This is a genomic window from Nesterenkonia halotolerans (genome assembly GCF_014874065.1).
In the GTDB taxonomy this organism is placed as follows: Bacteria; Actinomycetota; Actinomycetes; order Actinomycetales; family Micrococcaceae; genus Nesterenkonia; species Nesterenkonia halotolerans.
Window position 1 is genome coordinate 615212 of record NZ_JADBEE010000001.1, and the last position, 25827, is coordinate 641038.

The 25827-nt window shown below is 67.1% G+C and carries 25 protein-coding genes and 1 tRNA gene; 5 read left to right on the forward strand and 21 right to left on the reverse strand.

All coding sequences use genetic code 11. From position 1 onward, the window contains the following. Nucleotides 1-82: 82 nt before the first annotated feature. The 12 genes from tatC to H4W26_RS02870 form a co-directional block, all read right to left on the reverse strand. Nucleotides 83-886 (reverse strand): twin-arginine translocase subunit TatC, encoded by an 804-nt coding sequence (tatC, locus tag H4W26_RS02815; RefSeq protein WP_225939569.1) that lies wholly within the window; start codon nucleotides 884-886, stop codon nucleotides 83-85. A 5-nt stretch (nucleotides 887-891) separates the two neighbouring features. Continuing rightward, on the reverse strand, nucleotides 892-1191 hold the full coding sequence (gene tatA / locus H4W26_RS02820) for a Sec-independent protein translocase subunit TatA (protein WP_192590647.1): 300 nt from the start codon (nucleotides 1189-1191) through the stop codon (nucleotides 892-894). 37 nt (nucleotides 1192-1228) lie between these two features. Further along, nucleotides 1229-3226, reverse strand: a complete 1998-nt coding sequence (locus tag H4W26_RS02825; RefSeq protein WP_192590648.1) for a helix-turn-helix transcriptional regulator — start codon at nucleotides 3224-3226, stop codon at nucleotides 1229-1231. A 9-nt stretch (nucleotides 3227-3235) separates the two neighbouring features. Next, nucleotides 3236-3640 carry an FKBP-type peptidyl-prolyl cis-trans isomerase gene (locus tag H4W26_RS02830; protein WP_192590649.1) on the reverse strand — a complete coding sequence of 135 codons (405 nt, stop codon included), beginning with the start codon at nucleotides 3638-3640 and terminating at the stop codon, nucleotides 3236-3238. Beyond that, complete coding sequence (locus tag H4W26_RS02835) at nucleotides 3640-4764, reverse strand: FKBP-type peptidyl-prolyl cis-trans isomerase (protein WP_192590650.1); 1125 nt, start codon at nucleotides 4762-4764, stop codon at nucleotides 3640-3642. Before H4W26_RS02835 ends, H4W26_RS02830 begins: the two co-directional genes overlap by 1 nt. A 79-nt stretch (nucleotides 4765-4843) precedes the next feature. Beyond that, on the reverse strand, nucleotides 4844-6337 hold the full coding sequence (gene pafA, locus H4W26_RS02840; RefSeq protein ID WP_192590651.1) for a Pup--protein ligase: 1494 nt from the start codon (nucleotides 6335-6337) through the stop codon (nucleotides 4844-4846). Between the two features lie 6 nt (nucleotides 6338-6343). Continuing rightward, nucleotides 6344-6544 carry a ubiquitin-like protein Pup gene (locus H4W26_RS02845; RefSeq protein ID WP_192590652.1) on the reverse strand — a complete coding sequence of 67 codons (201 nt, stop codon included), beginning with the start codon at nucleotides 6542-6544 and terminating at the stop codon, nucleotides 6344-6346. A gap of 28 nt (nucleotides 6545-6572) precedes the next feature. Further along, complete coding sequence (gene dop, locus H4W26_RS02850) at nucleotides 6573-8312, reverse strand: depupylase/deamidase Dop (protein WP_192590653.1); 1740 nt, start codon at nucleotides 8310-8312, stop codon at nucleotides 6573-6575. After that, nucleotides 8309-10108 (reverse strand): proteasome ATPase, encoded by a 1800-nt coding sequence (gene arc, locus H4W26_RS02855; RefSeq protein ID WP_192590654.1) that lies wholly within the window; start codon nucleotides 10106-10108, stop codon nucleotides 8309-8311. The genes dop and arc overlap by 4 nt, the downstream gene beginning before the upstream one ends. Beyond that, nucleotides 10101-11105 (reverse strand): tRNA (adenine-N1)-methyltransferase, encoded by a 1005-nt coding sequence (locus H4W26_RS02860; RefSeq protein WP_192591980.1) that lies wholly within the window; start codon nucleotides 11103-11105, stop codon nucleotides 10101-10103. The genes arc and H4W26_RS02860 overlap by 8 nt, the downstream gene beginning before the upstream one ends. A 195-nt stretch (nucleotides 11106-11300) precedes the next feature. Continuing rightward, the gene (locus H4W26_RS02865) at nucleotides 11301-12056 is read right to left on the reverse strand and encodes a site-2 protease family protein (protein ID WP_192590655.1); all 756 of its coding nucleotides are present in this window, start codon (nucleotides 12054-12056) and stop codon (nucleotides 11301-11303) included. Next, the gene (locus tag H4W26_RS02870; protein WP_192590656.1) at nucleotides 12053-12802 is read right to left on the reverse strand and encodes an HAD family hydrolase; all 750 of its coding nucleotides are present in this window, start codon (nucleotides 12800-12802) and stop codon (nucleotides 12053-12055) included. Before H4W26_RS02870 ends, H4W26_RS02865 begins: the two co-directional genes overlap by 4 nt. Before the next feature lie 52 nt (nucleotides 12803-12854). On the opposite strand from H4W26_RS02870, the gene H4W26_RS02875 reads away from it, so the two are divergent. After that, the gene (locus H4W26_RS02875; RefSeq protein ID WP_318779747.1) at nucleotides 12855-13847 is read left to right on the forward strand and encodes a PAC2 family protein; all 993 of its coding nucleotides are present in this window, start codon (nucleotides 12855-12857) and stop codon (nucleotides 13845-13847) included. A gap of 10 nt (nucleotides 13848-13857) precedes the next feature. On the opposite strand, the gene mshC is transcribed toward H4W26_RS02875, so the two are convergent. The 3 genes from mshC to H4W26_RS02890 form a co-directional block, all read right to left on the reverse strand. Next, on the reverse strand, nucleotides 13858-15228 hold the full coding sequence (mshC, locus tag H4W26_RS02880; RefSeq protein WP_192590657.1) for a cysteine--1-D-myo-inosityl 2-amino-2-deoxy-alpha-D-glucopyranoside ligase: 1371 nt from the start codon (nucleotides 15226-15228) through the stop codon (nucleotides 13858-13860). A gap of 80 nt (nucleotides 15229-15308) precedes the next feature. Further along, entirely contained in the window at nucleotides 15309-16136 is an 828-nt protein-coding gene (locus H4W26_RS02885) for an undecaprenyl-diphosphate phosphatase (RefSeq protein WP_192590658.1), read from the reverse strand. Nucleotides 16137-16224: 88 nt separating this feature from the next. Further along, the gene (locus H4W26_RS02890; protein WP_192590659.1) at nucleotides 16225-16530 is read right to left on the reverse strand and encodes a primosomal protein; all 306 of its coding nucleotides are present in this window, start codon (nucleotides 16528-16530) and stop codon (nucleotides 16225-16227) included. Between the two features lie 194 nt (nucleotides 16531-16724). Between H4W26_RS02890 and H4W26_RS02895 the strand changes: the two genes are divergently transcribed. Continuing rightward, the gene (locus H4W26_RS02895) at nucleotides 16725-16892 is read left to right on the forward strand and encodes a DUF5703 family protein (RefSeq protein ID WP_378625976.1); all 168 of its coding nucleotides are present in this window, start codon (nucleotides 16725-16727) and stop codon (nucleotides 16890-16892) included. 88 nt (nucleotides 16893-16980) lie between these two features. Here H4W26_RS02895 and H4W26_RS02900 read toward each other — a convergent pair whose 3' ends face one another. After that, on the reverse strand, nucleotides 16981-18141 hold the full coding sequence (locus tag H4W26_RS02900) for an acyl-CoA dehydrogenase family protein (RefSeq protein WP_192590660.1): 1161 nt from the start codon (nucleotides 18139-18141) through the stop codon (nucleotides 16981-16983). A gap of 45 nt (nucleotides 18142-18186) precedes the next feature. Next, the gene (locus tag H4W26_RS02905) at nucleotides 18187-19527 is read right to left on the reverse strand and encodes a M20/M25/M40 family metallo-hydrolase (protein WP_192590661.1); all 1341 of its coding nucleotides are present in this window, start codon (nucleotides 19525-19527) and stop codon (nucleotides 18187-18189) included. Nucleotides 19528-20008: 481 nt separating this feature from the next. Between H4W26_RS02905 and H4W26_RS02910 the strand changes: the two genes are divergently transcribed. Together H4W26_RS02910 and H4W26_RS02915 are read left to right on the forward strand one after the other, a co-directional pair. Next, entirely contained in the window at nucleotides 20009-20620 is a 612-nt protein-coding gene (locus H4W26_RS02910; protein ID WP_192590662.1) for a YdeI/OmpD-associated family protein, read from the forward strand. 208 nt (nucleotides 20621-20828) lie between these two features. After that, the gene (locus tag H4W26_RS02915) at nucleotides 20829-21428 is read left to right on the forward strand and encodes a hypothetical protein (RefSeq protein ID WP_192590663.1); all 600 of its coding nucleotides are present in this window, start codon (nucleotides 20829-20831) and stop codon (nucleotides 21426-21428) included. A gap of 193 nt (nucleotides 21429-21621) precedes the next feature. Here H4W26_RS02915 and H4W26_RS02920 read toward each other — a convergent pair. The 3 genes from H4W26_RS02920 to yczE all read right to left on the reverse strand — a co-directional run bounded on the left by H4W26_RS02920 (nucleotide 21622) and on the right by yczE (nucleotide 23841). Next, a tRNA-Leu gene (locus H4W26_RS02920) sits at nucleotides 21622-21707 on the reverse strand. A 118-nt stretch (nucleotides 21708-21825) separates the two neighbouring features. Beyond that, a complete protein-coding gene (locus H4W26_RS02925; protein ID WP_192590664.1) occupies nucleotides 21826-22917 on the reverse strand; it encodes a lipoate--protein ligase family protein in 1092 nt (363 codons plus the stop codon). 276 nt (nucleotides 22918-23193) lie between these two features. Further along, nucleotides 23194-23841, reverse strand: coding sequence for a membrane protein YczE (gene yczE / locus H4W26_RS02930; protein ID WP_225939570.1), 648 nt, complete (start codon nucleotides 23839-23841; stop codon nucleotides 23194-23196). 61 nt (nucleotides 23842-23902) lie between these two features. Between yczE and yczR the strand changes: the two genes are divergently transcribed. Further along, complete coding sequence (gene yczR / locus H4W26_RS02935; RefSeq protein WP_225939571.1) at nucleotides 23903-25318, forward strand: MocR-like transcription factor YczR; 1416 nt, start codon at nucleotides 23903-23905, stop codon at nucleotides 25316-25318. Between the two features lie 234 nt (nucleotides 25319-25552). Here the strand turns inward: yczR and H4W26_RS02940 are convergent, their stop codons facing one another. Then, nucleotides 25553-25810, reverse strand: coding sequence for a type B 50S ribosomal protein L31 (locus H4W26_RS02940; RefSeq protein WP_192590665.1), 258 nt, complete (start codon nucleotides 25808-25810; stop codon nucleotides 25553-25555). Between the last annotated feature and the right edge of the window lie 17 nt (nucleotides 25811-25827).

Sequence of the window (25827 nt, forward strand, 5' to 3'; positions counted from 1 at the left end):
CCTCGTTATTTCCGTCCAAAGCAGTGGGACATGGCATAGGGATGCGACGGAAAGTGATCGGCGGGGTGGGATCGGTTCCCGGTCAGTCCCGGATGAGTTCTTCCATCTCGGCGTCGGTCTGCGCTTCGCGCTTGGCCCGGCGCTTGTCATTGAGCAGGCACAGCAGGATGGCGATGCCGAAGAGCACGGCGAGCGGGATCGCGAGGAAGAACATGGTGACCGCGTCGCCGCCGGGGGCCGCCAGTGCGGAGACGACGGCGATCAGCATGACCACGCCGCGCCAGGCCTTGAGCACCTGCTTGCCGCTGACCAGCCCCATCATGTTCACCCCGACGAGCACGACGGGGATGATCATGGCGAGGCCGAAGGCCAGGAACAGGTGCAGCACGAAGGTGAAGTAGACGTCCGGGTCGATGATGTTGGACGTGCCTTCGGGGTTCAGCGCGAGGAAGAAGTCGATGGCCTGCGGGAGCACGCTGTAGGCGGCTGCGATGCCGGCGAGGAACAGCGGGACGGAGGCGCCGATGAATCCGATGGCGTAGCGCTTCTCCGTCTTGCGCAGCCCGGGCATGATGAAGGCCCAGATCTGGTAGAGCCAGATGGGCGAGGAGACCACGAAGCCCACGAAGAGCGAGAGCCGGATCATGAGGTCCAGCGGACCACCCACGGTGCTGAACGCGATGTCCGCCAGGCGGCCGTCCTCTTCATAGCCGAGGATGGGCTCGGCGAGCACCTGCACCAGCCAGTCGTAGAGGAAGAAGCCCGCGACGGCGCCGGCCAGGATCCCGAGTGCGGCCTTGATGAGGCGATTGCGCAGTTCGCGGAGATGATCCTTCAGCGCCATGGTCCGCTCGGGGTCGCGCCGCCTCTTCTGCGTGGTGGCCATGCGAGTTAGCGGTGGTCTCCCCGTGGCTCCCGCTCTCCGGAACGGTTCTGCTGCTCGGCGGTCGGGTCATTCGGGTTGAGCACACGGCCCTCGACGGGGGCGCGATCCTGGGTGGAGTCCTCCGCGCCCGAGGCGGTGGAGTCGTCGGAGTTCTTCCGGGATTCCTCGCTCATGGTGCGCACCTCAGACCGGAAGATGCGCATGGACTGACCCAATGACTTGGCCAGTTTAGGCAGCTTCGGGGCTCCGAAGAGCAGGATGATGAGCAGAGCAATGATTGCGATCTGCCAGCCGGTGATGTTCATAGCGCAGGTCCTTTCCTCGAGGCCAATGGTACGCCACTCATCCCTCGTGCTCAGACAGCTGTGTCCGGGCGCGGTCATGGACTTCGCGGCGCAGTTCGGCGGGGGCGAGCACTGCCATATCGCCGCCCGCCTGCAGGCACAGCCTGATCAGCGCCTCCCGGCTCTGGAACCAGGTGCTGATGCTGCGGGCACCGTCGGTGTGGGTGCGCTGGCGCTGCGGCGCGTACCGGTCGGCGAGGCCGGCGGCCGCCGGGGAGAAGCGAAGGACGACGTCGAGGCCACCAGCACCGCGTGGCGGCCGCGGAGGTTCCATCGGAGTCTGCGCGAGCGCTCGGGCCTGTTCGCCGATCGGCTCCTCGGGCAGGGCGGTGTGCTCAAGGATGCGGGAGCTGAGGAAGTTGCGCGGCGCCTGGGCCAGTCGGCACCAGGCCTGCAGGTAGACGCGGGGCCCGTCGATGTAGACCTGCGCGGGCTCCACGATCCGGCGGGTGCGCGTGCCTTCGGCGTCCTCGTAGACGAGCTCCAGACAGGTGCCGCTCCGGGCCGCCTCGCGCAGCGCTGAGACCTCCTGGGTCTGCGCCTGCGCTCCAGCGGCCACCTGGGTGGCGGCGCGCTGCAGGCCGTCCGGAAGCACCGTGGTGATCTTCTCCCGCAGCGAGACCGCCGCAGGCAGCCAGAGGTCGAGTGCCGCCTCGGCCTCCCCGATCATCGTGTTCAGCGCGATCAGGAGTGAGAGCGCTCCCGGTTTGGTCAGCGTCAGCGGCCGGGCCAGCACATCCCCGGTGCGCGCCGAGGGCATCGCGAGGGTGATCGGCTCATCAGCAGGCAGGTACTCCTCGGTGAACTGCGCGAGGTTCAGCGGCGGAGCCGGGTCGACGTCGATGAACTCGCCATACTGTTCTGGACCGAAGCTGCCTGACTGCTGGATGGAGAGCAGGTCTTTGAGCAGCTGCTTGGGCGTGATCTGGTGTCGGCGCAGCAGCTCCGAGGGACGCGCGCCCGGAGAGCTGAGCAGATACGCGGCGATGGAGAGCACCCGCTCCACCTTGCGGTGTGCGGGGTCCGCCTGACGCGCAGGAGCCGCCGGTGCGAGCCGCGGAAGCGGAGGGGCCGGAGAGCCGTGCGCGTCCAGCACCCCGCGGAGAAGCTCTGCGGGATCCTCGGCACCGGTGAACGCCTCGAGCGCGGCACGGGCGTCCGCCCCGGCGACGGCGCTGCGCTGCTCCTCGGTGAGTCGGGGCTGCGGTGTCAGGGTGCTGATCGGCCCGTGCACACGATCGAGCCGAAAGACGCGACGGGCGTCTCGGTCCAGGTCATGACCGATCAGGTACCAGTGTCCACGGGCTGCGTAGTCCAGCAGCACGACCCGTCGAGGCGCTGGTTGGGCGGCACCGCGCGCGGAGTAGTCGAATCCGACGACCGTGCCGGCATCGAACGCCGCGAGCTCGGTGAGTCGGTCGAACTCGTCGTCGCTGCCCAGGTTGAAGCTCAGCGCACCTGCCTGGTCCTCGGATCGAAGCGAGGCGGCAGACTCCGTGGACAGCGCCCAGCTCGCCTGCTCCAGCCATGAGCGCGTCCGGCTCCCCGACCACAGCTGGCTCGCACGGGTCAGGACGAGGCTCTCGGCATCGGTGAGCTGGAGCGCCGGGAGTCCATAGTCATCCGGGTCGATGCGGTACCGGTAGTCGTCCCGGTCGGCGGCCGGTTCTGCGATCGCGATCCCGCAGCCGCGCAGGTGGTCCTTGTCGCGGCTGAACAGCCGTTCCCAGGCGTCCTCGGACTGGCCCTGACCGAAGGAGCGGTAGTGCTCGACCCGCTCACGGATCTCGGTCTTGGTCAGCCCGCCGCTGCCCGCGTCGAGGATGCTGGCGGCCAGGGAGAACGCTCGAGCCACGCCGTAGTCGGCGTAGACGTCCTGCAGCTCGTCCTCCTGAGCGGAGGCTCCCTGCGACTCCGCGGGGGGCTCAGCCGCCGCGGAGTCGAGAGGCGTGGAGTCGAGAGGCGTGGCCGTGCCGGCGTGCTGCGGGTCCGTCACAGCCGCAGGTCAGGAAGCCTTGCGGACGCTGACCAGGTCCACCACGAAGATCAGGGTCTCGTTCGGACCGATGGCAGCGCCGGCACCCTGCTCGCCGTAGGCCAGGTGCGGCGGAATCTCGAAGCGGCGCCGGGCGCCCTCCTTCATGCCGATGAGCCCCTGGTCCCAGCCCTGGATGACCTGTCCGATGCCGGCGGTGAAGTCGAGGGTCTCACCACGGTTCCAGGAGGCGTCGAACTCCTCGCCGGTGGACCAGGAGACGCCCACGTAGTGGCAGGAGATCTGGTCCCCCGGTTCCACGGCGTGACCGCCGCCGGAGATCAGTTCCTCGATGACGAGCTCCTGCGGCGGGGTGTCTCCGGGAAAGTCGATCTCAGGACGGGTGCGGTCGTAGCTGCGCTGGCCGAAGGACATTACTCGGTCTCCTCTTCGTTCTGGTTCTCGTCAGTGTTCTCGGAGTCGCCGCCGGAGCCCGCGTCGCCACCCTCGGCGCCGCCCTCCTGCTGGCCCTCCATCTCTTCGATCATCTCCTGAATCTCTTCTTCGGTGAGCTCAGGCTGTCCGGACTCCGGAGCGGTGGCTGCAGCGGGCTCGGGTGCGTCCGCAGAGGCGATGAGGTCCACCACGAAGATCAGGGTCTCCCCCGCAAGCTCATTCTGGGCGCCTTCCTCGGCGTCTTCGTCGACCTCGCCATAGCCGGCCTCAGGCGGAATGACCATCAGCACCCGGGAACCGACCTGCTTGCCCTCCAGCGCTTCGGCCCAGCCTGGAACCAGGTTCGCCAGCGGGAATCCTGCCGGGCCTGGATCGGCCTCTTCGTCGTCGGTGGGCCAGTTGGAGTCGAACTCCTCGCCGTCAGAGTACTTCCAGCCGGAGTAGCGGACGACGACCTGGTCGTCGGCGGCGATCTCGTCACCGTCGCCCTGGATCAGGACCTCGGAGGTGGTCTCCTCCGGGGCGTCCCCGGTGATCTCTCCGGCGAGCGCGGGAGCCTCACCCTCGGTGCTCTCGATCTCCGGGAGGTCTCCACTCTGCTCCTGGGCCTCACCGGTGGCGTAGGCCTCGGACTGGCCCTCCACGCGCAGCACCAGCAGCGTGGCGGGGGCCTGTGACTCGGCGTTGGCAGGTTCGAAGAGGGCGATCTCGGAGCCCACCGTCAGATCGGTGTCGGTCAGCGAGTCGAAGATGAACTCACTCTGCTCCTGCATCTGGGGCAGGAAGACCATCGAAGGGTCGCCCTCCGTGAAGCTCTCCTCCTGGACCTCGCCGGTCTCGGGGTCGACCACAGCGTGGGAGACCTCGAGGATCTGCTCCTCGTCCAGGTCCTCCCCGTCACCACGGTCGAGGACTCGGGACGCCTCTTCCTCGATCTCGAGCGGGTTGCGCAGAATGACCTCGGGGGCGCCCTCCTCGGTGTAGTGCAGCTCGACGCCGGAGAGGGCATCGGTGTCGCCCAGGCCCTCGGTGGAGCAGGAGGACAGCAGCAGGACCGCCGGAACGGAAAGTGCCACAGTGGTGCGGCGGAACGAACGATGCACAATGATTCCTTCGAGGTGGACAGCGACCGAGACACGGTCTGGGACCTGCCAGCACTGTACAGGCCGGATACCAGGTTCGTCAGATCAGCGGAGGCTCAGCAAACTCCCGGGGAGAAGCAAGCGTATAGCGCTCACTCAGCGCCAGCGGCACCGCCTGTTCCCGGCGCTGCGCCAGGTTCTGCTCGCGCAGCGTCTCGACACGATCACCCAGCTTCGCCAGCAGCGTGTCCAGACGCGGATCGTCTGCGAGCAGCGGGTCCTTGAGCATGAGCGCGTCCAGCGGACGGTCCACCAGCTTGTGGTGCACCCAGTCCACGGTGTGCTCCGCCCCCAGCGCACGCGCCGTGGAGAGGAACCGACCGCGCAGGGCCGCTCGAGTGGTGCTCGGCGGGTCCACGATGGCACGCTCGATCCGCTCCGGCTGCAGCTGGGTGCTGACCCTGCCGTGCGCGGCGAGCACATTGAAGACCCCTCGTCGCGGGTGGACGTCGTGGTAGGCCATGTCCAGCTGCTCCAGCTTCGGATGCCCCTGGCGAAGCCCGCCTCGTTCGGCGACGTCGGTGAGCAGACGCTTCTTGATCGCCCAATCGATGTCGCGTTCGATCGAACTGTGGTCTCCGCTGGCGACCGCCTGCAGGGTGCGTTCCCAGAGCTCGAAGATCTGCTCCACCTGGGCGTGGTGCGCCCCGTTCTCCCGGACGAACCGCCGGGCCCGGTCCAGCAGACCCGATTGGATGTCCACGGCGGTCATCTCGGGACCATTGCGGACCTTCACGGTGGCGGTGCCAGTGATGTCGTGGCTGATGTGACGGATGGCCCCGATCGGGTTCTCCAGCTCGAAGTCTCCCACCGGCACGCCGGACTCGACCATGCGCAGCACCAGGTCGGTGGCGCCGTAGCGCAGCAGGCTCGTGGTCTCGGACATGTTGGAATCTCCGACGATCACATGCAGCCGACGGTGCAGCGCCGCATCGGCATGCGGCTCGTCCCGGGTGTTGATGATCGGCCGTGAGCGCGTGGTGGCCGAAGAGATGCCCTCCCACATGTGATCGGCGCGCTGCGAGAACGCGTAGTGCGCCGGGGTCTCGTCGGTGGCCGGCACGAGTCGTCCGGCGCCGACGAGGATCTGTCGGGTGACCAGGAAGGGCAGCAGGATCGTGGAGAGACGGCGGAAGTGGGTGGTGCGCGGGATCATGTAGTTCTCGTGGCTGCCATAGGAGTTGCCCTGGGAGTCCACGTTGTTCTTGAGCAGATAGACGCTGCCGTCGAATCCGTCCTCAGCCATGGCCGCCTGGGCGCGCTGCGCGAGATCATGCATGATCAGCTCGCCGGCCCGATCAGAGGCGATGAGATCCAGCAGGTCATCGCATTCCGCGGTGGCGTACTCGGGGTGCGAGCCGACATCGAGATACAGCCGCGAGGCATTGGGGATGAAGACGTTGGAGCTCCGGCCCCATTTCAGCACGGGCCGGAAGATGTAGCGGGCCAGCTCGTCAGGCGGCAGCCCGCGATGCTCGCCACCCTGGTGGGTGATCCCGAACTCGGTCTCCACCCCGAAGACACGACGCTCCATGAGGTGCTACTCGCCGCCCTTCTGGACGAAACCCTTGACGAACTCCTCGGCGTTGGACTCCAGCACCGAGTCGATCTCATCCAGCATGCTGTCCAGCTCCCCGGCGCGCTTCTGAGCCTGGGCGCTTCCGCTACCCGGTGTCGCCTCAGCGTCGGGTCCGCCGTCGTCGTCTCCGCCGTGGGGTCGCTTCTGCGGTTGAGTAGACATGGTTCTCTCCTTTAATGGCCGAGCAGCGTCACCGGCCCAGCAGACGCTGGAGTCCGGTGATGAGGTCCGCGTTGGTCGCCGCGCTGACAAGTGTATTCTCCGCAGCCGCACGGGTCCCCGAATAGGGATCCGGGAGCCCCAGTCGCACCGTGGGGGCCAGGGCATCGGCACGCAGCAGGACCTGGTCCCAGCTGGCACCGACGACGACGTCGGGGTGTTGACTCACCAGCCGTCCGCGAAGCCAGGCCCTGGTCTCCTCGGGTGGGTGCTCCGCGGCCGCGGCGATCTGCTGGTCGGTGAAGAGCCGCCGCATCCTGCCGGCGCGCGCGAGCTTGTAGTAGAGGCCCTTCTCCTCGCGGAGATCGGCGTACTGCAGGTCCACCATGGCCAGGACGGGAGCCGCCCAGCCCAGGCCGTCGCGGCGCCGGTAGGACTCGAGCAGGGAGAGCTTCGCCACCCAGTCGACTCGGTCCGCGGCGCTGAAGACGTCGTCGGTGAGGTCCCGCAGCAGCTCCTGCCAGGCTTCGAGGACTTCGGCGGTCTCGGTGTCGGGAACCGCGGGGGTGGACTCGGGCCCGGTCTTCTCCTGAGACCAGTCCATGGCGGCCTGCAGGTAGAGCTGCTGGATCTCCACCGCGGTGAGCGCTCCCTGCGAGGTCGGCACCGTGGCGCGCAGGCTCGGATCATGGGAGATCGTCTTGAGCGCCGCCACGGGGTCCTCGAGGGTGATCTCCGGAGCGCGTCCAGACTCGATCAGGTCCAGCACCAGCGCGGTGGTGCCCACTCGCAGCCAGGCCGAGTACTCACTCATATTGGCATCGCCGATGATGACATGCAGCCGCCGGAACCGGTCCTGATCGGCATGGGGCTCGTCGCGGGTGTTGATGATGGGCCGACGCACGGTCGTCTCCAGACCGACCTCCTCCTCGAAGAAGTCGGCGCGCTGGGAGATCTGGTAGCCCGGCTCCCCGCTGGTCTGGCCGATCCCGACCCGTCCGGCGCCGCAGATGACCTGCCGTGACGCGAAGAAGGGAAGCAGCCCGGCCACCAGCGCGTCGAACCGCACCGCCCGCGGGACCAGATAGTTCTCGTGGGCGCCGTAGGAGACGGACTTGTTGTCCGTGTTGTTCTTGTACAGCAGCACCTGCGGGGAGTGCTCCTCTCGGCTCAGCCGCTGCGCCGCGGCGCGGACCACCCGGTCACCGGCGACGTCGTAGAGCACGGCGCGGCGCGCACCGAGCGCCTCGGGGGAGGAATACTCGGGGTGGGCGTGGTCCACATAGAGCCGTGCGCCGTTGCCCAGCACCAGGTTCATCAGCAGCTGCGGCTGGCCCTCCCGCGGCGTGAAGTAGTCGCCGCGCCAATGCGCGGATCCCGGCGCATGGAAGGCACCCGCGACGTCGGCCGGGCTGGGGTCTCCCCCGCTGACGTTTCCCAGTGCGTCGCGGACCGGCCCCTGGCCGGACTCCTGCTCGGTGGCGTAGCTCAGCGCCTCGTCGTGGCGCGCGTGGTCCAAGGCCTCCCCCGTGTCGGTGAGCTGCGAAGGGTGGGCGGCGGAGCGCGGAAGCACCCAGCCGCGGGCGTCCACCAGCGGGGACTCCGACTGATAGTCCCATTCGGTGCCCGCCACGGACCCGCCGGCCTCGGTGACGTGGGCGGCGTAGGCGTTGACCAGCTCGATGGACAGCGCCACATGGCTGGCCCTGGGATTGGCAGGGGCGTGGATCCCGTATTCGGTCTCCATGCCGATCAGCCTGCGCACGCTCATCGCCGTCCCCGCTCCTCCGCGAGCGCTCCGGCTGCGGCGTCCCCGGCTGTGGCGTCCCCGGCGACCGAGCCTCCGGCAACGGGCCGCTCAATCCGCACCACGGGAGAGGCCGAGGCGCCGACGACGCGGGACCAGGCCTGTGGATCCGAGGTGTTCACCAGATCCTCCTGGTCTTTGAGCTCCTCCTCGGCGGCGCCGTAGAGGTGGTCCAGGGTGAGACCCTTCTGCGCCGGATCGGTGCCGGAGCCCAGGAAGTCCTTGATCGCGGCCTTCTTCGCCCGGTCCACGATGTTGCTGAGCACCGCCCCCGACATGAAGTCGGCGGCCTGGAAGGGCGTGGACGTCCCATCGGCATGGATCAGGCGAAGGCGCGCCTGCTGGGTCGCCGGGAAGAGCCGGTCCAGCAGCGAATCGACGAGGAACGCCACGGCCGAGGACCGGTCGCCATGCTCCGCGAGCAGGTCAGGGTGCAGCGGGACGGCTCCGCCGAGGTGGATGCCGAGGATCTCTCCGGCGCCTTCGCGGCCGGGTCGCTGCACGCGGATCTTCACATCCAGCCGGCCGGGCCGCAGGATGGCCGGGTCGATCATGTCTTCCCGGTTGGAGGCGCCGATGACGATCACGTTCTCCAGCGACTCCACGCCGTCGATCTCCGCCAGCAGCTGCGGCACGATGGTGGTCTCCACATCGGAGGAGACGCCGCTGCCGCGCGTGCGGAACAGGGCCTCCATCTCATCGAAGAAGACCACCACGGGCTGGCCGGAGGAGGCACGCTCGCGAGCGCGGGAGAAGATCACGCGGATGTGCCGCTCGGTCTCGCCGACGTACTTGTTCAGCAGCTCGGGGCCCTTGATGTTCAGGAAGAAGGCTCCCGTGCCCTGGCCGTCAGAGGCTGCGTCGCCGCCGTCCCCGGCCAGCGAGCTGGCCACCGCCTTGGCGATCATGGTCTTTCCGCAGCCGGGCGGACCGTAGAGCAGGATGCCCTTGGGCGCGCGCAGACCGTGCTCCTGGTAGAGGTCGGCGTGCAGGAACGGCAGCTCCACGGCGTCGCGGATGGCCTCGATCTGCTCGGAGAGCCCACCGATGTCCGAGTAGGAGATATCCGGTGACTCTTCGAGCACCACGTCCTCCACCTCCGAGAGCGGGACGATCTCGGTGGCGGTGCCGGTGCGCAGGTCCACCATCACGGCGTCGCCGACGCGGGCGCTGTGCAGCCCCTCGGCGGCGGCCTGCGCCTGTGCGGCGGCGGTGAGGGTCACCACGCGTTCGTCCTCGCCACGGGAGACGATCACCAGACGGGAGTCGGGCAGCACTTCCTTGACCCGCGCGAGCTCGCCGGTCCGCTCGGCGCCGAGGACGGCCACGATGGTGAAGTTCTCATTGAGCAGCACCTCGTCCCCGGCCTGGAGCTCCTCGGGCGTGATCAGCGGGGAGAGGCTCACACGCAGCTTGCGTCCTGCCTGGAGGATGTCGACCCCGGCCACCGTGGTGGCCTGGATCTCGCGGCCGGCCACCTGTTCGTGGGCCGCGCGGTAGCCGATCACGGTGCCGAAGGTGAAGGGCGCCTGCCCATCAGCCTGCAGCGCATTGCGCAGCTCGGAGATCTCGTTGCGGGTGGTCTCCAGCACATCCACCATGCGCTGGTTGTTCCGTCCGGCGCTCTGCAGCTGGGCCTCGAGCTGCTTCGCACGGCTGCGCAGCGTGTCCAGCTGTCGATGGGCCTGGTTCAGCCGGTCCTGCAGCTGCTGGGATTCACGGCTCTGCTGCTGGGCCTCGCTGCCTGTCTGCTCACTCACGGGTGAACACCTCCTTGGCCTGTGCGGCGATCTTCTGCGAGTAGGCCGCAGCCTTGCGGCTCTTCTTCCCCGAGACGGTGCGGGTCTTCAGGCTTGCCTCGTCCCAGACAGCGTCGGGATCGTTGGCGGGCCATGCGGCGCGGTCCTCCTCGCTCACCGTGGAGACCTTTTCGCGCTTCTTCAGCTGCAAGGGCGTCTGGTCATCGGCGAGACGTCGCGCGGAGAGCAGGAAGCCGGTGTGCGCCACCATGCGGTGATCGGGTCGCACGGCCAGTCCGTCCAGATGCCAGGTGCGCAGCATGGTCTCGTGGGCCTCGGGCTCGGTGAAGCCCTGGGAGGAGCGGATCTCCTCGGCCAGACGGGACAGCTGGGTCACGGAGGCCACATAGCTGACCCAGACTCCTCCGGGTGCCAGCACGGTCTTCACCGCATCCAGGCATTCCCAGGGTGCGAGCATGTCCAGCACCACCCGGTCCACGCAGCCGGGCTCCTCCACGGTGAGGACCTCCTCCTGCATGTCACCGAGGTGGACCTCCCAGCCGGGGTGGGACTCGCCGAAGAAGGCCTCGACGTTTCCGACTGCGATGTCCTTGAAGTCAGCACGCCGCTCATAGGAGTGCAGCACCCCGTTCTCCCCCACGGCGCGCAGCAGTGAGATCGACAGCGCGCCGGAGCCGACGCCGGCCTCGACCACCCGAGCCCCAGGGAAGATGTCAGCGACCTGCACGATCTGCGCGGAGTCCTTCGGGTAGACCACGGTCGCGCCACGGGGCATGGAGAGCACGAAGTCGTTGAGCAGCGGGCGCAGCACCTGGTACTCATGACCCGCGTCATTGGCCACCAGGATGCCCTCGCTGGCACCGATGAGCAGGTCGTGTCGCAGCACGCCCTGATGGGTGTGCCATTCTCCGCCAGGCTGCAGCGTGATGGTGCTCGGCCGGCCCCTGCGGTCGGTGAGCTGAACCCGCTGACCTGCGCGCAGCGGTCCTGAGCGCATATGTGCTCCGATGGGGCCGGAGGTGGTCGTCGACGGGGACTCGCCGGAGGCGCTGGTGCTCACTGAATCTCGCTCTCTGAGGGGCTGTCGCTCCGAGGACCAGGAATGTGGCCGCCGAAGCTGGGTTCTGCGTTCAGCCTATCGCTGTCGAGTCCCTCGGCGCTGTGCGCGTTCACGCACCGAGAAGCACGCTGGTCAGCGAGACCTGATCAGCCGCGCGTTGGCCACCTTGATGCTCTCCGAGGCGCCCTGCCAGAGGAAGAAGCTCACCATCACGGCCACCACGACCACCACCAGGCTGATCTCCCGGACCCCGGTGATCACCAGCACAGCCAGTCCGCTCAGCAGCAGCACGACGACGACGCGGCCGCCCCACCCTGCCGCGCGCAGTCCGCGGTCCTGGCTCCCGGTGGCGCCCCAGACGGCGGATTCCACGATGCGTCCGCCGTCGAGCGGCAGACCGGGCAGCAGGTTGAAGACCCCGACCATGAAGTTCACCAGGACGGTGACCTGGACCAGCAGCGCGGCCACCCCTGTCAGTTCGAAGAGTCCGGAGAAGTACCAGCCGAGACCGGCGATCACCAGGTTCGCCGCCGGACCCGCCAGGGAGACCGCAAGAGACTTCACCGGGGTGGCGCGGTGTGCGAGAAACTCGGTGTGACCGCCCCAGAGGTTGAGCTCGATCTCGGTGGCAGGCCAGCCGAAGGATCTCGCGGCCAGCGCGTGGGCAAGTTCGTGGGCGAGCACCGAGAGCATCAGCAGCAGCGCATAGCCGAGGGCCACGGCATAGGCCAGGAGTCCCAGTTCTGGGAAGATGCGCTGCACCTGGGGACCGAACAGCAGCACGATGGCTCCGCTGACCAGGAACCAGGAGGCGCGGAAGCGGACGGGCACCCCGGCGATCCGCATCCGCGCGGAGCGGCGTGCGCCGGCGCCGGGGCGAGAGGTCATCGGGGCAGGAGCTGTTCGAGGCTGGCCGCGTCGACTCCACTGAGGCCCGGGAGCAGCTGCCAGCGGCCATCCTCGGGGATCGGCGTGTAATGCGGCACCGCGATGGTGACCAGTCCCGAGTCGGCGGCGGAGGAGACCCCGGGGATCGAGTCCTCGATCGCGATGCAGCGGTTCATCTGCAGCTCGACGCCGGTGCGCTGCTGGTGGTCCGCCGCCATCTTTTGGAAGGCCTGCAGATAGGCCTCTGGATCGGGTTTGCCGCGGGAGACCATGTCACCGCTGACGATGAACTCCATCTGCCCGCTCGGCAGCGCAGCGGCGACCGCTTCAGCGAGAGGCTTCTCGCTCATCGTCACCAGCGCGCAGCGCACGCCGGCGGCGTGGAGATCGGCGAGCAGCTCGCGGGCACCGGGGCGCCACGGCATATCGGCCTGGGCACGAGCCGCGACGCGGGTGATGAGGTGATCGATGATCTCGCGGGAGGTCATCGCCACGCCGGCCTCTTGGAGCACGGCGGCGCTGTGCGTGAGGGCCTGTCCGACGAGGCTGTGCGCCTGCTCCTCAGTCCAGACGCCGCCGTGCGCCTCGACCAGGCTGCGCTCCTCTGAGATCCAGAACGGCTCGGTGTCGACCATGGTGCCGTCCATGTCCCAGAACACCGCCTGCAGCGCTCCGGTGACCTCCGCGGGGGCATCATCTGGCTGCTCTGTCCTGGTCTGCACGGCTGAGGGGAAGGTCGAAGACATGGGCAACATCGTACGCTTCTAATGCGTACCTCAGGGGGATAGTGTGAGTTGCGTGAATGAAGAGATCCCCCCGGAGGACACCTCCGCTGACGGCACTGATCCGGGAGCTGAACTGCCCGCCGGAGAAGGCTCCGTGCCTGAAGGCTTCGCTCAGCGCTTCGCCGAGCACCTGCGCGCGACGCAGTCTGCGGCAGCCACCGCTGAAGAGGGCCAGAGCCGCGGGTCGCGTCCCACCGTGATGGTCATGGCCTTCGAGGGCTGGAACGACGCCGGGGCGGCCGCCTCCTCCGCCGTGCGCGCAGTCGGTCAGGCCTGCGGCGCGGAGCTGATCGGGAAGGTCGAGGACGAGGGATATTACGACTACCAGTTCTCCCGACCCAAGGTGCGCAGCACCGGCGGTCACCGCGAGATCATCTGGCCTTCGACGAAGATCTACCGTGCCCGTCCGGCGCGCGCCGCTGTCGATCTGCTGCTGGTCCACGGCGTGGAACCAAGCTTCCGCTGGCAGGCCTTCACCGCAGACATCCTGACCCGCGCGGCAGAGAACGACGTCTCCGGGATCGTCCTGGTGGGCGCACTGCTCGCCGATGTCCCGCACACTCGACCGATTCCGGCCTCACTCTCCAGCGAGGACGTGGCGCTGCAGGAGATCCTCGAGATCGACGAGCCCAGCTATGAGGGCCCCACCGGGATCGTGGGTGTGCTCGCCCATACGGCGGCGCAGGCAGGACTGCCGGCGGTGTCGCTGTGGGCCGCGATCCCCCACTATGTGGGTCAGGCTCCCTCACCGAAGGCGCAGCTGGCCATCATGCGTGAGCTCGAGGACCTGCTGGGTCTGACGCTGGATGAGAGTGAAGTGGCCGAGGACGCGGAGGCCTGGGAGCGCGGCGTCGATGATCTCGCCGAGGAGGACACGGAGATCGCCGACTACGTCAAGCAGCTTGAGGAGGCCACGGACACGACGAACCTGCCCGAGGCCAGCGGCGAGGCGATCGCCCAGGAGTTCGAACGCTACCTGCGCCGTCGCAAGCCGCCGGAGAGCTGAGCTCGGGGGCTCAGCCCAGCGCCTCGACTCCCGAGGCGGCCATGCTGTGCGCCGGCTCGGCGGCCAGCAGCTCGATCCCCAGCAGCGCCTTGACCACGGCGGCCACGCGCTCCCGGCTTGAATCTGCTGCCAGCTGACCGTCGGCCCACATGTCGAGCGTCTCGAGTGCGGCCGGGGCGTTGAGGTTCTGTGACAGCGCCGAGTGCAGGGCGTACTGAAGGTCATCGGCGACGGCGGAGTCCGTGCCGAGCTCGCCGAAGCGGTCGGTCTCCGGCGCTGAGGCGAGTGCCTGGTTCCACCGCGTCCACCGCTGGGCAGCGGTGCGCAGCTGGTCCGGCGCGTAGCTCCAGTCCTCGCGGTAGTGGTGCGAGAGCAGCAGCGTGCGGATCACCTGAGGGTCGATGCCCTCGGCGCGCAGTCGAGAGGAGAGCACCAGGTTGCCCTTGGACTTGGACATCTTCTCGCCGTCCAGGCCGACCATTCCGGTGTGCATATAGGTGCTGGCCAGGGCGACGCCGTCGGCGGCTGTGGCGTGGGCGGCGCTGAACTCGTGGTGCGGGAAGCGCAGGTCGGACCCGCCTCCCTGGACCATGAACGGGGCGGGGAGGTGGCGCCGGGCGATCACCGAACATTCGATGTGCCATCCGGGCCTGCCCTCGCCGAGGCTGCGGCCATCCCAGTGCGGCTCCCCGTCGCGGCGAGCTCGCCAGAGCAGCGGATCCAGCGGGTCGCGCTTGTGCGGCCGCTGCGGGTCACCGCCGCGCTGCGGGAAGAGCTCCTCCATCTGGGCGCGGTCGTAGTTGCCGATGCTGCCCAGGGTCCACGGAGTGCTCGCCTCGGCCTGGGCGGTGTCGAAGTAGATGTCGAAGGCTTCAGCAGCACCGGGCTGCACACCCTCGGCGAGCTCCTGGACCGGAACCGGCACAGGGTAGGCCATGCCGAGCTCGACCAGCCGCTCCACGTCCTGAGCCACCACCGGGATCGTCTCGACGGCGCCCAGATAGGCATCGGGGGCGATCACTCCCAGCGCTGACATGTCCTCGCGGAAGAGCTCGGTCTGCTGCTGCGCCAGGTCGAACCAGTCGACGCCGGTGGCGGTGGCTCGCTCGAGGAGCGGATCGTCGATGTCGGTGACATTCTGCACGTAGTTCACTTGAAGCCCGGCGGCGCGCCAATAGCGGACCAGCAGGTCGAACTGCACGTAGGTGTTGGCGTGACCCAGGTGAGTGGCGTCATAGGGGGTGATGCCACAGACATAGATCGACCCCACGCCGTCGTCAGACTCCACCGGCACCAGCGCCCCTGTGGAGGTGTCATGCAGCTGCAGGTTCTCGGGCAGCGCAGGCAGGGCGGGCACGTCCGGGGAGGTCCACGATTTCACGCAGAGGTCCTTTCACCGTTGGGGTCAGGAGTCGGGCGACGGGGTCGTCAGCGCGACGGGTCTCAGAGGTCCAACGCCGATCAGGCGTTGATGATTCCGAGACCCAGCATGATGTAGACGAAGAGACCCAGCAGGATCCGGTAGTTGACGAAGATCGTGTACGAGTTGTTGGACACGTATTTCAGGAACCACCCGATGATCACATAGGCCACGAAGAAGCCGACGGTGGTCGCCAGCAGGGTCTGACCCATCGAATAGGGGCCGGCCTGTTCGCCCAGCGAGCCGAAGAGCTTGTAGAACCCGGAGCCGAACACGGCGGGGATGGCGAGCAGGAAGGAGTAGCGGGCCGCGGCCTCGCGGGTGTACCCCAGCAGCAGGCCTGCGGTGATGGATCCGCCCGAGCGGGAGACGCCCGGGATCAATGCCATGGCCTGGGCGAAGCCGAAGATGACGCCGTCGCGCACGCTGAGCTGATCCAGCGGTTTGCGCTGTTTGCCGTAGGCGTCGGCGAAGGCCAGCGCGACGGCGAAGACGACCAGCATGGTGGCGGTGAGCCAGAGCGTGCGGAAGACCGATTCGATCATGTCCTCGAGCAGCAGTCCGAGCACCACGATCGGGATGGTGCCGATGATGATCAGCCAGCCCATCCGCACATCGGCGTCGGAATGCGGCAGCTTGCCGGCGAGAGCGGCGAACCATGCTTTGACGATGCGCACAATGTCGCGCCAGAAATAGACCAGCACCGCCAGCTCGGTGCCGAGCTGGGTGATGGCCGTGAACGCCGCCCCTGGATCTGCCGCACCGGGAAGGAACTCCCCCACGATGCGCAGGTGCGCAGAGGAGGAGATGGGGAGGAATTCGGTCAGCCCCTGGACCAGTCCGAGTATGATCGCTTCAATCCACTGCACACGCCGAGCTTAGAGCATCAAGGCTCGACCCGCGGTGAGCGACAGCGGTGTCGGTGCTGATCAGATGCGGCTTGGACGCCGCGGAGGGCTAGCGCTGCTCTTCTTCCTCGTCCTCGTAGATCTCTTCCTCCGAGTCGAGGTCCGGGTCATCCTCGGAATCCTCGTCCTCGTCGAGGTCGTCCTCGCCGTCCTCCTCGTCATAGAGATCCAGCGGGGTCACCTCACCGCTGGCGGCGAAGAGCGCATCCTCGTACGCCTCGAACGCATCAGAGATGTTGTAGAAGGCCGATTCGACTGCCGGATCCTCATCTCCACGGCGATTCATCGAGGCGGAGAGGTGCTCTTCAAGAGCGTTTGTCAGCGCGTTGAGTGCCACGCGAGGATCCATAGTCATACGCTCACCGTACCAACGAGACACCACTTCGGTAAGTCCTGGTCATGAACTCGGAGTCGAGGCCCGTCCCACGTAGGCTGAGACCTCCCGGCGAAAGTGAAGGTGAACACCCGATGGCGCAGCAGAACTGGTGGTCCCAGCCCACGGCCGAGCTCTATTCAGAGGTCGACGACGCCGGACCCACCTGGGAATACATGGTCATCACCTGCCAGCCGCAGGAGTCCTTGAACCAGGTGCGCAGGCGGGTCATCGACCATGCCGAGTACGGCAAATGGGAGCTCCGCCGCTCCGTGATGTACACCGGCGGGCTTCGCCGGTATTGGCTGCGTCGGCGCGTGATGCGGGTCCAGCGCACGCTCTAGCCGTGTAAGCCGCGCGCAGGCCGCCACCTGCCTGGCTTACCAAGGTTCTCTCCCCCTCCCGGGAGCGCTGCGGCTGTGACCTGAGGCTTCAGAGCGGGCCCAGGGTGTAGGTGGCCAACGTGCGGTGCGCGGATTCGTCATCGGAGGGGTGATGGATACCGGCCAGTGAGTCCCGGTAGAGCCGGCTGAGCTCCGATTCCCGGTGATACTGCGCGCCACCGCTGACGCTGAGCACCTGGTCCACGACCTGCCGTGCTGTGCGCGTTGCCGTGGTCCGCAGCGCCGCGAGGCGCGGGAACCAGGAGGGACCGTGCTCGGCCCCGGACTCCACCTCCGCGGCGATCCCGCGGAGCTGGGAGTCCAGGGAGAGCTGCGTCAGCTGAGCCTCAGCCAGCTTGTACCGCACGTCCGGGTCTCGATCCATGGATTCCCCGCTGATCATCGAGGTGCGCTGGGCCACCAGCTCCGCCCCTAGCGTGAGCGCGCGATCGCCGATGCCGGTGTAGACCGCGGCGAGCAGGGTCAGGAATGAGGAGAAGATCGCGAAGACCAGCGGGTCCGGGTTCGGGCCCACGGGCAGCCGCCGGACGATCCGATCCGCCGAGATTCGTGCACCTTCGAGGGAGGTGGCATGTGACTGCGTCGCCCGCATCCCGAGCGTGTCCCAGTTCTCGAGGGTGCGCCAGCCGGGGGTCTCTCGTTCGAGGAAGCCGAAGATCAGCGGGGTCTCGCCCTCTGCACCCGTGGCAGCGGTGTCCTTGCCGAAGAGCCCGAGTCGGGTCCAGACCGGGGCCAGTGTGGTGAAGATCTTGGTCCCCGTGAAGGTGACCGAGCCGTCGTCGTCGACCTCTGCCTCGGTGGTGGAGTCGAAGAGCACCGCGTCATTGCCGGCCTCCGAGATGCCGAAGGCGAAGACCTCCCCGGCTGCCGCCTCCTGGAGCACCTGCTCGAACTCGGTGTGGCCGCGCTCGACCATCTGCCGGGACACGCTGACCCAGATGTGGTGCATGTTCACCGCCAGCGCCGTCGCGGGGGCAGCCGCAGCGAGGCGGCGCTGAGCGGCGACGAGGGTGGGCAGGTCCCAGCCCAGGCCCCCTCGGTCCGTGGGGACCAGCGCGCGCAGGTACCCGGCGGCCGTGAGCTCGGCGAGGTCCTCGTGGCAGAACTCATTGCGCTCGTCGTAGCCGGGCGCCCTGACGGCGATGCGTGCCAGCAGCTCCTCGCTCAGCACGGCGGTGATGGGATCCATGGAATGCTCCTGGAAGTCGTGGCTCGGGGGTGGCGACGTGGGGCTCTACTGGGCGGCGAGGAAGCGGTGGAGCACGCGCACTCCAAAGGTCAGTGCCTCCAGGGGGACGCGCTCGTCGACTCCGTGGAACATGCCGGTGAAGTCGAGCTCCGCGGGCAGCTGCAGCGGAGCGAAGCCGTACCCGGAGATGCCCAATGAGGCCAGGTGCTTGTTGTCCGTGCCGCCGCCGAGCATGTAGGGAAGCACTGCGGCGTCGGGGTCCTCGGCCTTGAGCGAGGCGACCATCTGCTCCACCAGCAGCCCCGAGAACGGGACCTCCAGGGACGGGCCGCCGTTGAGCAGCTCGAAGCTGACCTTCTCGCCGGCGAGCTCCTCGAGCTTCGCCGCGACCTGGGCGTCCTGCTCGGGCAGCGTGCGGGCATCGACCAGTGCGGAGGCGGAGCCGGGGACCACATTGTGCTTGTATCCGGCCTCGAGCAGGGTCGGGTTCGAGGTGTTGCGCAGCGTGGCGGAGATGAACTTCGAGGCGCTGCCGGTGGCGGCGAGCAGCTCGGACGGATCTTCTTCGTCGAAGGGAATGCCGGTGAGCTCGGAAAGCTGCTCCATCAGCGCACGGGTGGTCTTGGTGTAGTCCAGCGGCCATTCGTACTCTCCGATGGCGGCCACGGCGGCCCCCAGGCGGACCACGGGGTTGTCACTGTGGATGGCGGATCCATGTCCAGCTGTCCCGGAGGCGGTCATCTTGGTCCAGTGCAGACCCTTCTCGCCAGTCTGAATCAGGTACGCCCGCTGACCCGCGACGTCGGTGGAGAAGCCGCCGACCTCGCTGATGGCCTCGGTGGCACCTTCGAAGACCTCGGGGTGATGCTTGACCATCCACTTGGCCCCGAAGTTGCCGTTGTCCTCCTCATCCGCGAAGAAGGCGAAGATGAGGTCTCGCTGCGGCTGGTGGCCCTCGCGGTGCATCCGCAGCATCGAGGCCAGAATCATCGCGTCCATGTCCTTCATGTCCACGGCGCCGCGGCCCCAGATCATGCCGTCGCGGATCTCTGCGGCGAAGGGGTCCACCTGCCAGTCCTGTGCCTGTGCGGGGACCACGTCGAGGTGTCCGTGCACGACCAGCGCGCCCAGCTCAGGATTCGCACCCTTCATCCGGGCGACGACGGAGGTGCGGCCCGGCGCGGACTCGAAGATCTCCGGCTCCAGCCCCGCCTGCCGCATGATGGAGGCGCAGTACTCGGCGGCCTCGCGTTCACCGTTGGAACGCCCCTCCCCCCAGTTGGACGTGTCGAGCCGGATCAGATCTCGGCAGAAGTCGATGACTTCTGCTTCGGCCGCTGCTGCGGGGGTCGCGCCGGATGCGGTGCTCACAGATGCTCTCCTCATGGGGTAGGAATCTCTGTGCCCAGCCTAGCCACTTCGGCATCCGCCTGCGGAGTCTCCTGGGCAGTGCCGAGACATCCTGGTTCGCATGCGTCCGGCCACGTTCGTCTGTGCAGACGTGCCCACACGGGGGTACTCGGATATGCTCCTGACATGATCTTCAGAACAGTCCTCATGTGGCTTGGCCGAAAGCTCTTCCGTATGTTCCGCAATCGTTCGCGGAAGAACCCGGGCTCAGGCACCCCCACCCACTGACCCACCGGTACCCCCGATGAGGGGCGAACCCCACTTCCATTGAGGGGCGGATTCTCCGAGTACATGAGGCCCATAACCTCATGAACTGCTCGTAGGATCCGCCCCTCAGCATGTGGTGGGTGCTGCGTGGGTTCGCATCCGGGCCCGTTATTCTGTCCCTCAGAGCGCGATCCCACTGGAGGCAGCAGGTGGCACGCGCCGGGCAGTCAGCTCAGCAGGGGGTTCCGACATGGCAGATCCAGAGTCCGCGCCGCGGGTCCACGCGGAGACGCGCAGCCAATGGCGGGAATGGCTGCTGGCCCACCACGAGACCGCACCCTCGGTGTGGCTGATCTCCTGGAAGAAGGCGACCGGTCGGGCAGCGGTGAGCTACGACGATGCAGTCTCCGAGGCACTCGCCGTGGGCTGGGTCGACAGCAAGCCCCGCAAGCTCGACGAAGAGCGCACGATGCTCTACTTCTCCCCTCGCAAGCCTGGCAGCGCCTGGTCCCGACCGAACAAACTCCGGGTGGAGCAGCTCCGCCGCAGCGGCGCGATGACCGAAGCCGGTGAGCGCGTGATCGCCCAGGCCGTGGACTCCGGCGCGTGGACGCTGCTGGATCAGGTCGAAGACCTCATCGTGCCCGAGGACCTCAAGGAGGCCTTCACGCGAACGCCACCCGCTCAGGAGAACTGGGATCAGTTCCCGCCTTCCGCCCGACGGGGGATCCTGGGATGGATCATCCAAGCGAAACGCCCTGCCACGCGGGAAGCCCGGATCTCGGAGACAGCACGACAGGCCGCCCTGAACCAGCGCGCCAATCAATGGCGCCCCTCACGAGGTGACGGATCGAGGACGTGACCGAGGATCTGAGCCATGCTTCCCTTCGCGCGGTCCGCCACCTGCACCACTCCCCTGCCCCGATCCACCTGCCCCACCCGTGAGAGCGAAATCTCCACCTTGCCGGACCGTTGAACTGCGTGATGCACCCGAAGAAATCAAGCACTCCTAAAGCGAATGAATGTCCTTTTTTATTCACAGGGGAATCGAATATATGTAGGGTGAGTGAATGCTCACACGAACCTGGATGCCACTGCTGTCTGCAGCGGGTGCCGCACTGTTGCTCTCCTCCTGCGCCGCCGACACTCCTGGCGCTGAGGCCCCTGCGGCAGATGCCAGTGAGGCGGAGTCGGCGCCAAGCCCCAGTGAAACGACCCAGGCGGTCGCTGAAGCCAGCGAGGAAGAAACCGCTGCGGCAGGCGGTGGGGCGGACGCTGGCGAACGTCGCGGCGGTCAACAGATCATGATCGGTTCGGGCGGTGTCGACTTCCACTACATCTCCCCGGAAGAGGACGACGGCGCGGAAGTCCATCACCTCTACTGTGACGACGACGAGGCACTGGCCGAGAAGTCCGAGCACAACAACGGTGAACAACCAGTCGGGTGGCCGCAGGAGTGGGACGGCACCGGAGCGATGCCTGACCCGTTGTGCCACCCTGACTACCTGGAGATCGGCGAATGGGAGTACCTGGAGGCCTTCACTGCACGCTGGGAAGGCCCCGAGACATCAACCCTTGTCCGGGACGGGCAGTCCCAAGAGGCAATCGACTCATTCCTCTGGGACCAGTCTCAGGCCCGCGCCGATTGGGAACCTGAAAGTGGTTCCTGATCGAACCTGTGAGCGGAGAACGCCGGCTGAGCCGCTTCCCAAGCGCTGAGCGGCGGAAATACCGGACAGTACAGCCCTAGAACCGCATGAGATGCCCGGAGAATCCGCCCCTCGACGCAAAGAACCCCGGCCGACGGGATCTCTCCTCGTCAGACCGGGGTCTGCACGGCATTCACATGCCGTGTTCACAATGTGCGCGGAAGGGGACTTGAACCCCTACCCTCTTATACGAGGACTAGCACCTCAAGCTAGCGCGTCTACCTATTCCGCCACCCGCGCATCGTTTCTGCCTCATTGGCAGCGACAAGAAACATTAGCACGGCGCCGAACCAGACAGCGAATCGGGGACCTCAGCACGCGCCGTCGTCGTCCTCGGTGGGCGCATTGTCCTCCCAGCTCAGGGCACTCGTGCAGTCCATTCCTGGGTGCTGAACTTCTCCCTGACGAGCTCTTCTGCCCGTGCGAGCTCTTCCGGACGGATCTCGGCGATCTTCGCGTCGTATTTCCGCGCAAAGGTCTCCACGAACACCCTCAGGATCTCCTCCCGCGCCAGTCCGGTCTGACTGCGCAGCGGATCCACGCGCTTCGCCGCCGAGGTGATCCCTTTGTCGGAGATCTTCTCCCGGCCGATGCGCAGCACCTGGAGCATGTCATCGGCGTTCATGTCGTAGCTCATGGTCACGTGGTGCACCATGGCGCCGCTGGCCAGGCGCTTCTGCGCGGCCCCGCCGATCTTGCCCTCGGTGGAGACGATGTCGTTGAGCGGCTTATACGAGGCGGAGATTCCAATCTCGGTCAGCGCCTCCATCGCCCAGGCGTCGAGGAACGGATAGGAGTCGGCGAAGCTGAGCCCGTCCACCAGCGACTGCGGCACGGAGAGCGAATAGGTGACGAAGCTGCCCTCGTCCATGTACATCGCTCCCCCACCGGTGATTCGACGCACCACGGTGGCGCCCATGCGCTCGGCAGCCTCTGAATCCACCTCGTTGGACAGCGACTGGAAGGACCCGATCACCACGGCACGGCCCGAGTAGTCCCACATCCGCATCAGCGGAGGGCGGTTGCCCAGTCCCACCTCCTCAGTGAGCACCTGGTCCAGCGCCACATGCATCTCGACGGGCAGCTGCACCGCGGGCATGACCTCCCACTCATGGTCCTCCCAGCGTGTGGCGTGGCCCAGAGCGCGGCGCACCGCAGTGGCGATGGCGTATTCATCGAAGCCGAACATGTGCGCCTCATCGGGCAGCTGAGCACGCACGGATTCGGCGATCTCCTCGCGCGTGGCCCGGACCGGCAGCCCGATCAGGGCGGCGTTGAGCGACTCCAGGGCCTCATCAGGCTCCAGGAAGAAGTCACCGTTGACCGAGGCGGCCGTGATCGTCGCTTCGCGCGGATGGGCGCGTGGGTCGAGGTCAGTCTGGAGATCGACGACGACGAGCTTGCCGCCGACGACCTTGTATTCACCGTGATGCTGATGAGTGTCCGTCATAGGACAATCCTATTCCTGCCGCCACCCGCCGTTCGGTGGATGTCGGTGAGGCGGCACCGTTTCACCACCGGGCGGCATCATGGTCACCAGAATCATCAAAGATCTTCCCCAGGGGCGTATGCGAAGAACAGAGTCCCAAACCTCGCCACGCATTGCGCAACAAGTCCTGGAGGCTCCAACGAGTGACCGGCATTCGCTCCGGGACGGGCATCGATACCCTGCCGATATACGCGAAGACCGCAAGGGTGAGGATCAACACTGCGAATATCGAGAGCATCATGATCCTTCCGCGCGGGCCGGGGCTTGTTGCTCCAGCCTGTCGCTCTCAAGCTCTTGACGGGTCGGGATTCGGAAGATGGGCAGCGCCAGATGGACCAGGGGGCCGATGAGCAGCACGACAGCCACGGTCCCCAGCCCGACGGGACCGCCGAGAATCCAGCCCAGGAGCAGCACTGTGCCTTCAATCGCGGTGCGAACCAGCCAGATGGGCAGCCCGTATCGGTGGTGCACTCCCGTCATGAGTCCGTCTCGCGGGCCGGGTCCGTACTGAGCTCCGATGTAGAGCCCGCTGGCAACCGCCAGGAGAACCAGGCCCCCGGTGAACAACAGGATTCGCGTCCACAGCGCTTCAGGCTCGCCGAGGACCGCGAGGCCGACTTCGGCGCTCGGGCCCACCAGGAGCACGTTGAGGATCGTCCCGACTCCCGGCCTCTGCCGAAGCGGGATCCACAGCAGGAGAACGATGAGTCCGATGATGTTGGTCATGACACCGAACGGGAGTCCCGTCTGCAGCGCCGAGCCTTGCCCCAGGACGTCCCACGGCGAGACGCCGAGGGTGGCTCGGATCATCATGGCGAGCGAGAACCCATAGAGGAACAGACCGACCAACAGCTGGGTGCCGCGCCACGCGCTGAGAAGACTCATGAGAGAAGTTCACCAGCAGATTGGCATTACAACAAGATGCCAATTGTGGCATGGTGGACTGATGATGGTTCTCACAGCCCGCCGGCTGGTCACGGAACTCGGAGCATGGCGTGCGGGCGGCCCGGCCTACAGCGCTCTCGCTGACCGCGTTCGGCTCCTCGCGCTTGATGGACGGATCCCGCTCGGCACGCGGCTGCCGGCCGAACGTGAACTGGCGTCGGAGCTGGGAGTGAGTCGGACGACAGTCGCGGCCGCCTACGCGCGTCTTCGTGAGGCTGGTTACCTTCGCAGCACTCGAGGTTCCGGCAGCGTGGTCACGATTCCTGGGCGCCGCAGCCCGGTCGAGGACATCGAGGCGCGCACCGCCACCACGCTCGACTTCAGCAAAGCCGCGCTGCCCGCCGCCCCGCAGGTGGGTGAGGCCTCAGTGAGGGCCGCACAGGCGCTGCCGGCCTATTTGGGTGGCACGGGTTATGACCCACTCGGACTGCCACGCCTGCGCCAGGCCCTGGCCGAGCGGTACACGGCCAAAGGCGTCCCGACGGAGCCCGAGAACATCATGGTCACGCTGGGAGCTCAGCACGCAATCTCGCTGATCACCAAGACCTTCCTCTCCCGCGCAGACACCGCACTGGTGGAGGCTCCGAGCTATCCGCACGCCTACGACGCGCTCAGACTGAGGGCTCGGAAGCTCGTGACCGTCACCGTCGATCCGCGTCGGGGCTGGGATGACCACGGACTGGCGCAGACCTTTCGCGAGGCGAGACCTGCTCTTGCCTACGTGATGCCGGACTTCCACAACCCCACAGGCGCCGTCATGCCGGCTCCGCAGCGCCAGCTGCTCATGGACCTCGCCCGACGTCACGACTCACTGGTGGTGGCAGACGAGACCACCGCGGACCTGCACATCGATGGCGTCGCGGGAGCTCCGTTGGCGACCTATGGGCCGGCACTTCTCGTCGGTTCCATGGGAAAGACCGTATGGGGCGGACTGAGGATCGGGTGGATCCGTGCAGAGCAGGACAAGATCCAACGACTCGAACAGTCCCGATACGCCCAGGACCTGGGCACCCCCATCCTCGAGCAGCTCATCGCACTGGATCTGCTCGGCCAGTACGAGGAGATCCTTCGTTACCGCACGGTTCAGCTTCGGGAAGGGCGAGACCACGCGGAGGAGCTGCTCCGATCACACTTCCCGCAATGGGATGTGCCGCACGTCGGCGGGGGGCTGTGCACCTGGGTCAATATCGGAGAGCCGGTGAGTTCCCAGCTCGCACTGGCCGCTCGCGAGGGGGGCCTCCCCATCGGTGCGGGCCCGCGGTTTGGACTCGGCGGAGCTTTCGAGCGTTTCCTCCGCTTCCCCCTCAGCTACCCGGCGGAGGAGACCAGCCTGGCCGTAGAAATTCTGGCAGAGGCGTGGCACCGCGTGGAACCTCTACGCAGGGTCGACGCCGACTTCACACCAGCGCTGGTCTGAGCCGAAACCCGGGTGGCGTTCAATGCATCGCACGTCCATGCCATGTCCCATCGCTTTGGATGGAGATAGCGATGGGACATGGCACAGGGATACGACGGATCGCAAAAGAGACCGGCAAAGGGGACCAGCGATGGGCCGGCGAAACGGTCACCGGATTGCGATGGGGACAGCAGAAGGGCCGCAGTCAGTGACTGCGGCCCTTCGTGAAAGCTGGGGTGTGAAGTGGGAGATCCCTTACTTCTTGCCTCCGAAGCCCTTGAAGCGAGCGTTGAAGCGCTCGACGCGGCCGGCGGAGTCCATGATGCGCTGCTTGCCGGTGTAGAACGGGTGCGACGCAGCGGAGATCTCGACGTCGATGACCGGGTAGGTGTTGCCGTCTTCCCATTCCATCGTCTTGTTCGACGAGGTGGTGGAGCGGGTCAGGATCTTTTCGCCGGAGGCCAGGTCATTGAAGATGACCGGCTCGTACTTGGGGTGGATATCAGACTTCATGAGGTGTGTGTCCTTTT

Excerpts from the sequence above, each read along its gene's own strand:
- tatC (WP_225939569.1), bottom strand. The coding sequence starts at position 886 with ATGGCCACCACGCAGAAGAGGCGGCGCGACCCCGAGCGGACCATGGCG.
- tatA (WP_192590647.1), bottom strand. The coding sequence starts at position 1,191 with ATGAACATCACCGGCTGGCAGATCGCAATCATTGCTCTGCTCATCATC.
- H4W26_RS02830 (WP_192590649.1), bottom strand. The coding sequence starts at position 3,640 with ATGTCCTTCGGCCAGCGCAGCTACGACCGCACCCGTCCTGAGATCGAC.
- pafA (WP_192590651.1), bottom strand. The coding sequence starts at position 6,337 with ATGGAGCGTCGTGTCTTCGGGGTGGAGACCGAGTTCGGGATCACCCAC.
- H4W26_RS02845 (WP_192590652.1), bottom strand. The coding sequence starts at position 6,544 with ATGTCTACTCAACCGCAGAAGCGACCCCACGGCGGAGACGACGACGGC.
- dop (WP_192590653.1), bottom strand. The coding sequence starts at position 8,312 with ATGAGCGTGCGCAGGCTGATCGGCATGGAGACCGAATACGGGATCCAC.
- H4W26_RS02860 (WP_192591980.1), bottom strand. The coding sequence starts at position 11,105 with ATGCGCTCAGGACCGCTGCGCGCAGGTCAGCGGGTTCAGCTCACCGAC.
- H4W26_RS02865 (WP_192590655.1), bottom strand. The coding sequence starts at position 12,056 with ATGACCTCTCGCCCCGGCGCCGGCGCACGCCGCTCCGCGCGGATGCGG.
- H4W26_RS02870 (WP_192590656.1), bottom strand. The coding sequence starts at position 12,802 with ATGTCTTCGACCTTCCCCTCAGCCGTGCAGACCAGGACAGAGCAGCCA.
- H4W26_RS02890 (WP_192590659.1), bottom strand. The coding sequence starts at position 16,530 with ATGACTATGGATCCTCGCGTGGCACTCAACGCGCTGACAAACGCTCTT.
- H4W26_RS02895 (WP_378625976.1), top strand. The coding sequence starts at position 16,725 with ATGGTCATCACCTGCCAGCCGCAGGAGTCCTTGAACCAGGTGCGCAGG.
- H4W26_RS02900 (WP_192590660.1), bottom strand. The coding sequence starts at position 18,141 with ATGGATCCCATCACCGCCGTGCTGAGCGAGGAGCTGCTGGCACGCATC.
- H4W26_RS02905 (WP_192590661.1), bottom strand. The coding sequence starts at position 19,527 with ATGAGGAGAGCATCTGTGAGCACCGCATCCGGCGCGACCCCCGCAGCA.
- H4W26_RS02910 (WP_192590662.1), top strand. The coding sequence starts at position 20,009 with ATGGCAGATCCAGAGTCCGCGCCGCGGGTCCACGCGGAGACGCGCAGC.
- H4W26_RS02915 (WP_192590663.1), top strand. The coding sequence starts at position 20,829 with ATGCTCACACGAACCTGGATGCCACTGCTGTCTGCAGCGGGTGCCGCA.
- H4W26_RS02925 (WP_192590664.1), bottom strand. The coding sequence starts at position 22,917 with ATGACGGACACTCATCAGCATCACGGTGAATACAAGGTCGTCGGCGGC.
- yczE (WP_225939570.1), bottom strand. The coding sequence starts at position 23,841 with ATGAGTCTTCTCAGCGCGTGGCGCGGCACCCAGCTGTTGGTCGGTCTG.
- yczR (WP_225939571.1), top strand. The coding sequence starts at position 23,903 with ATGATGGTTCTCACAGCCCGCCGGCTGGTCACGGAACTCGGAGCATGG.
- H4W26_RS02940 (WP_192590665.1), bottom strand. The coding sequence starts at position 25,810 with ATGAAGTCTGATATCCACCCCAAGTACGAGCCGGTCATCTTCAATGAC.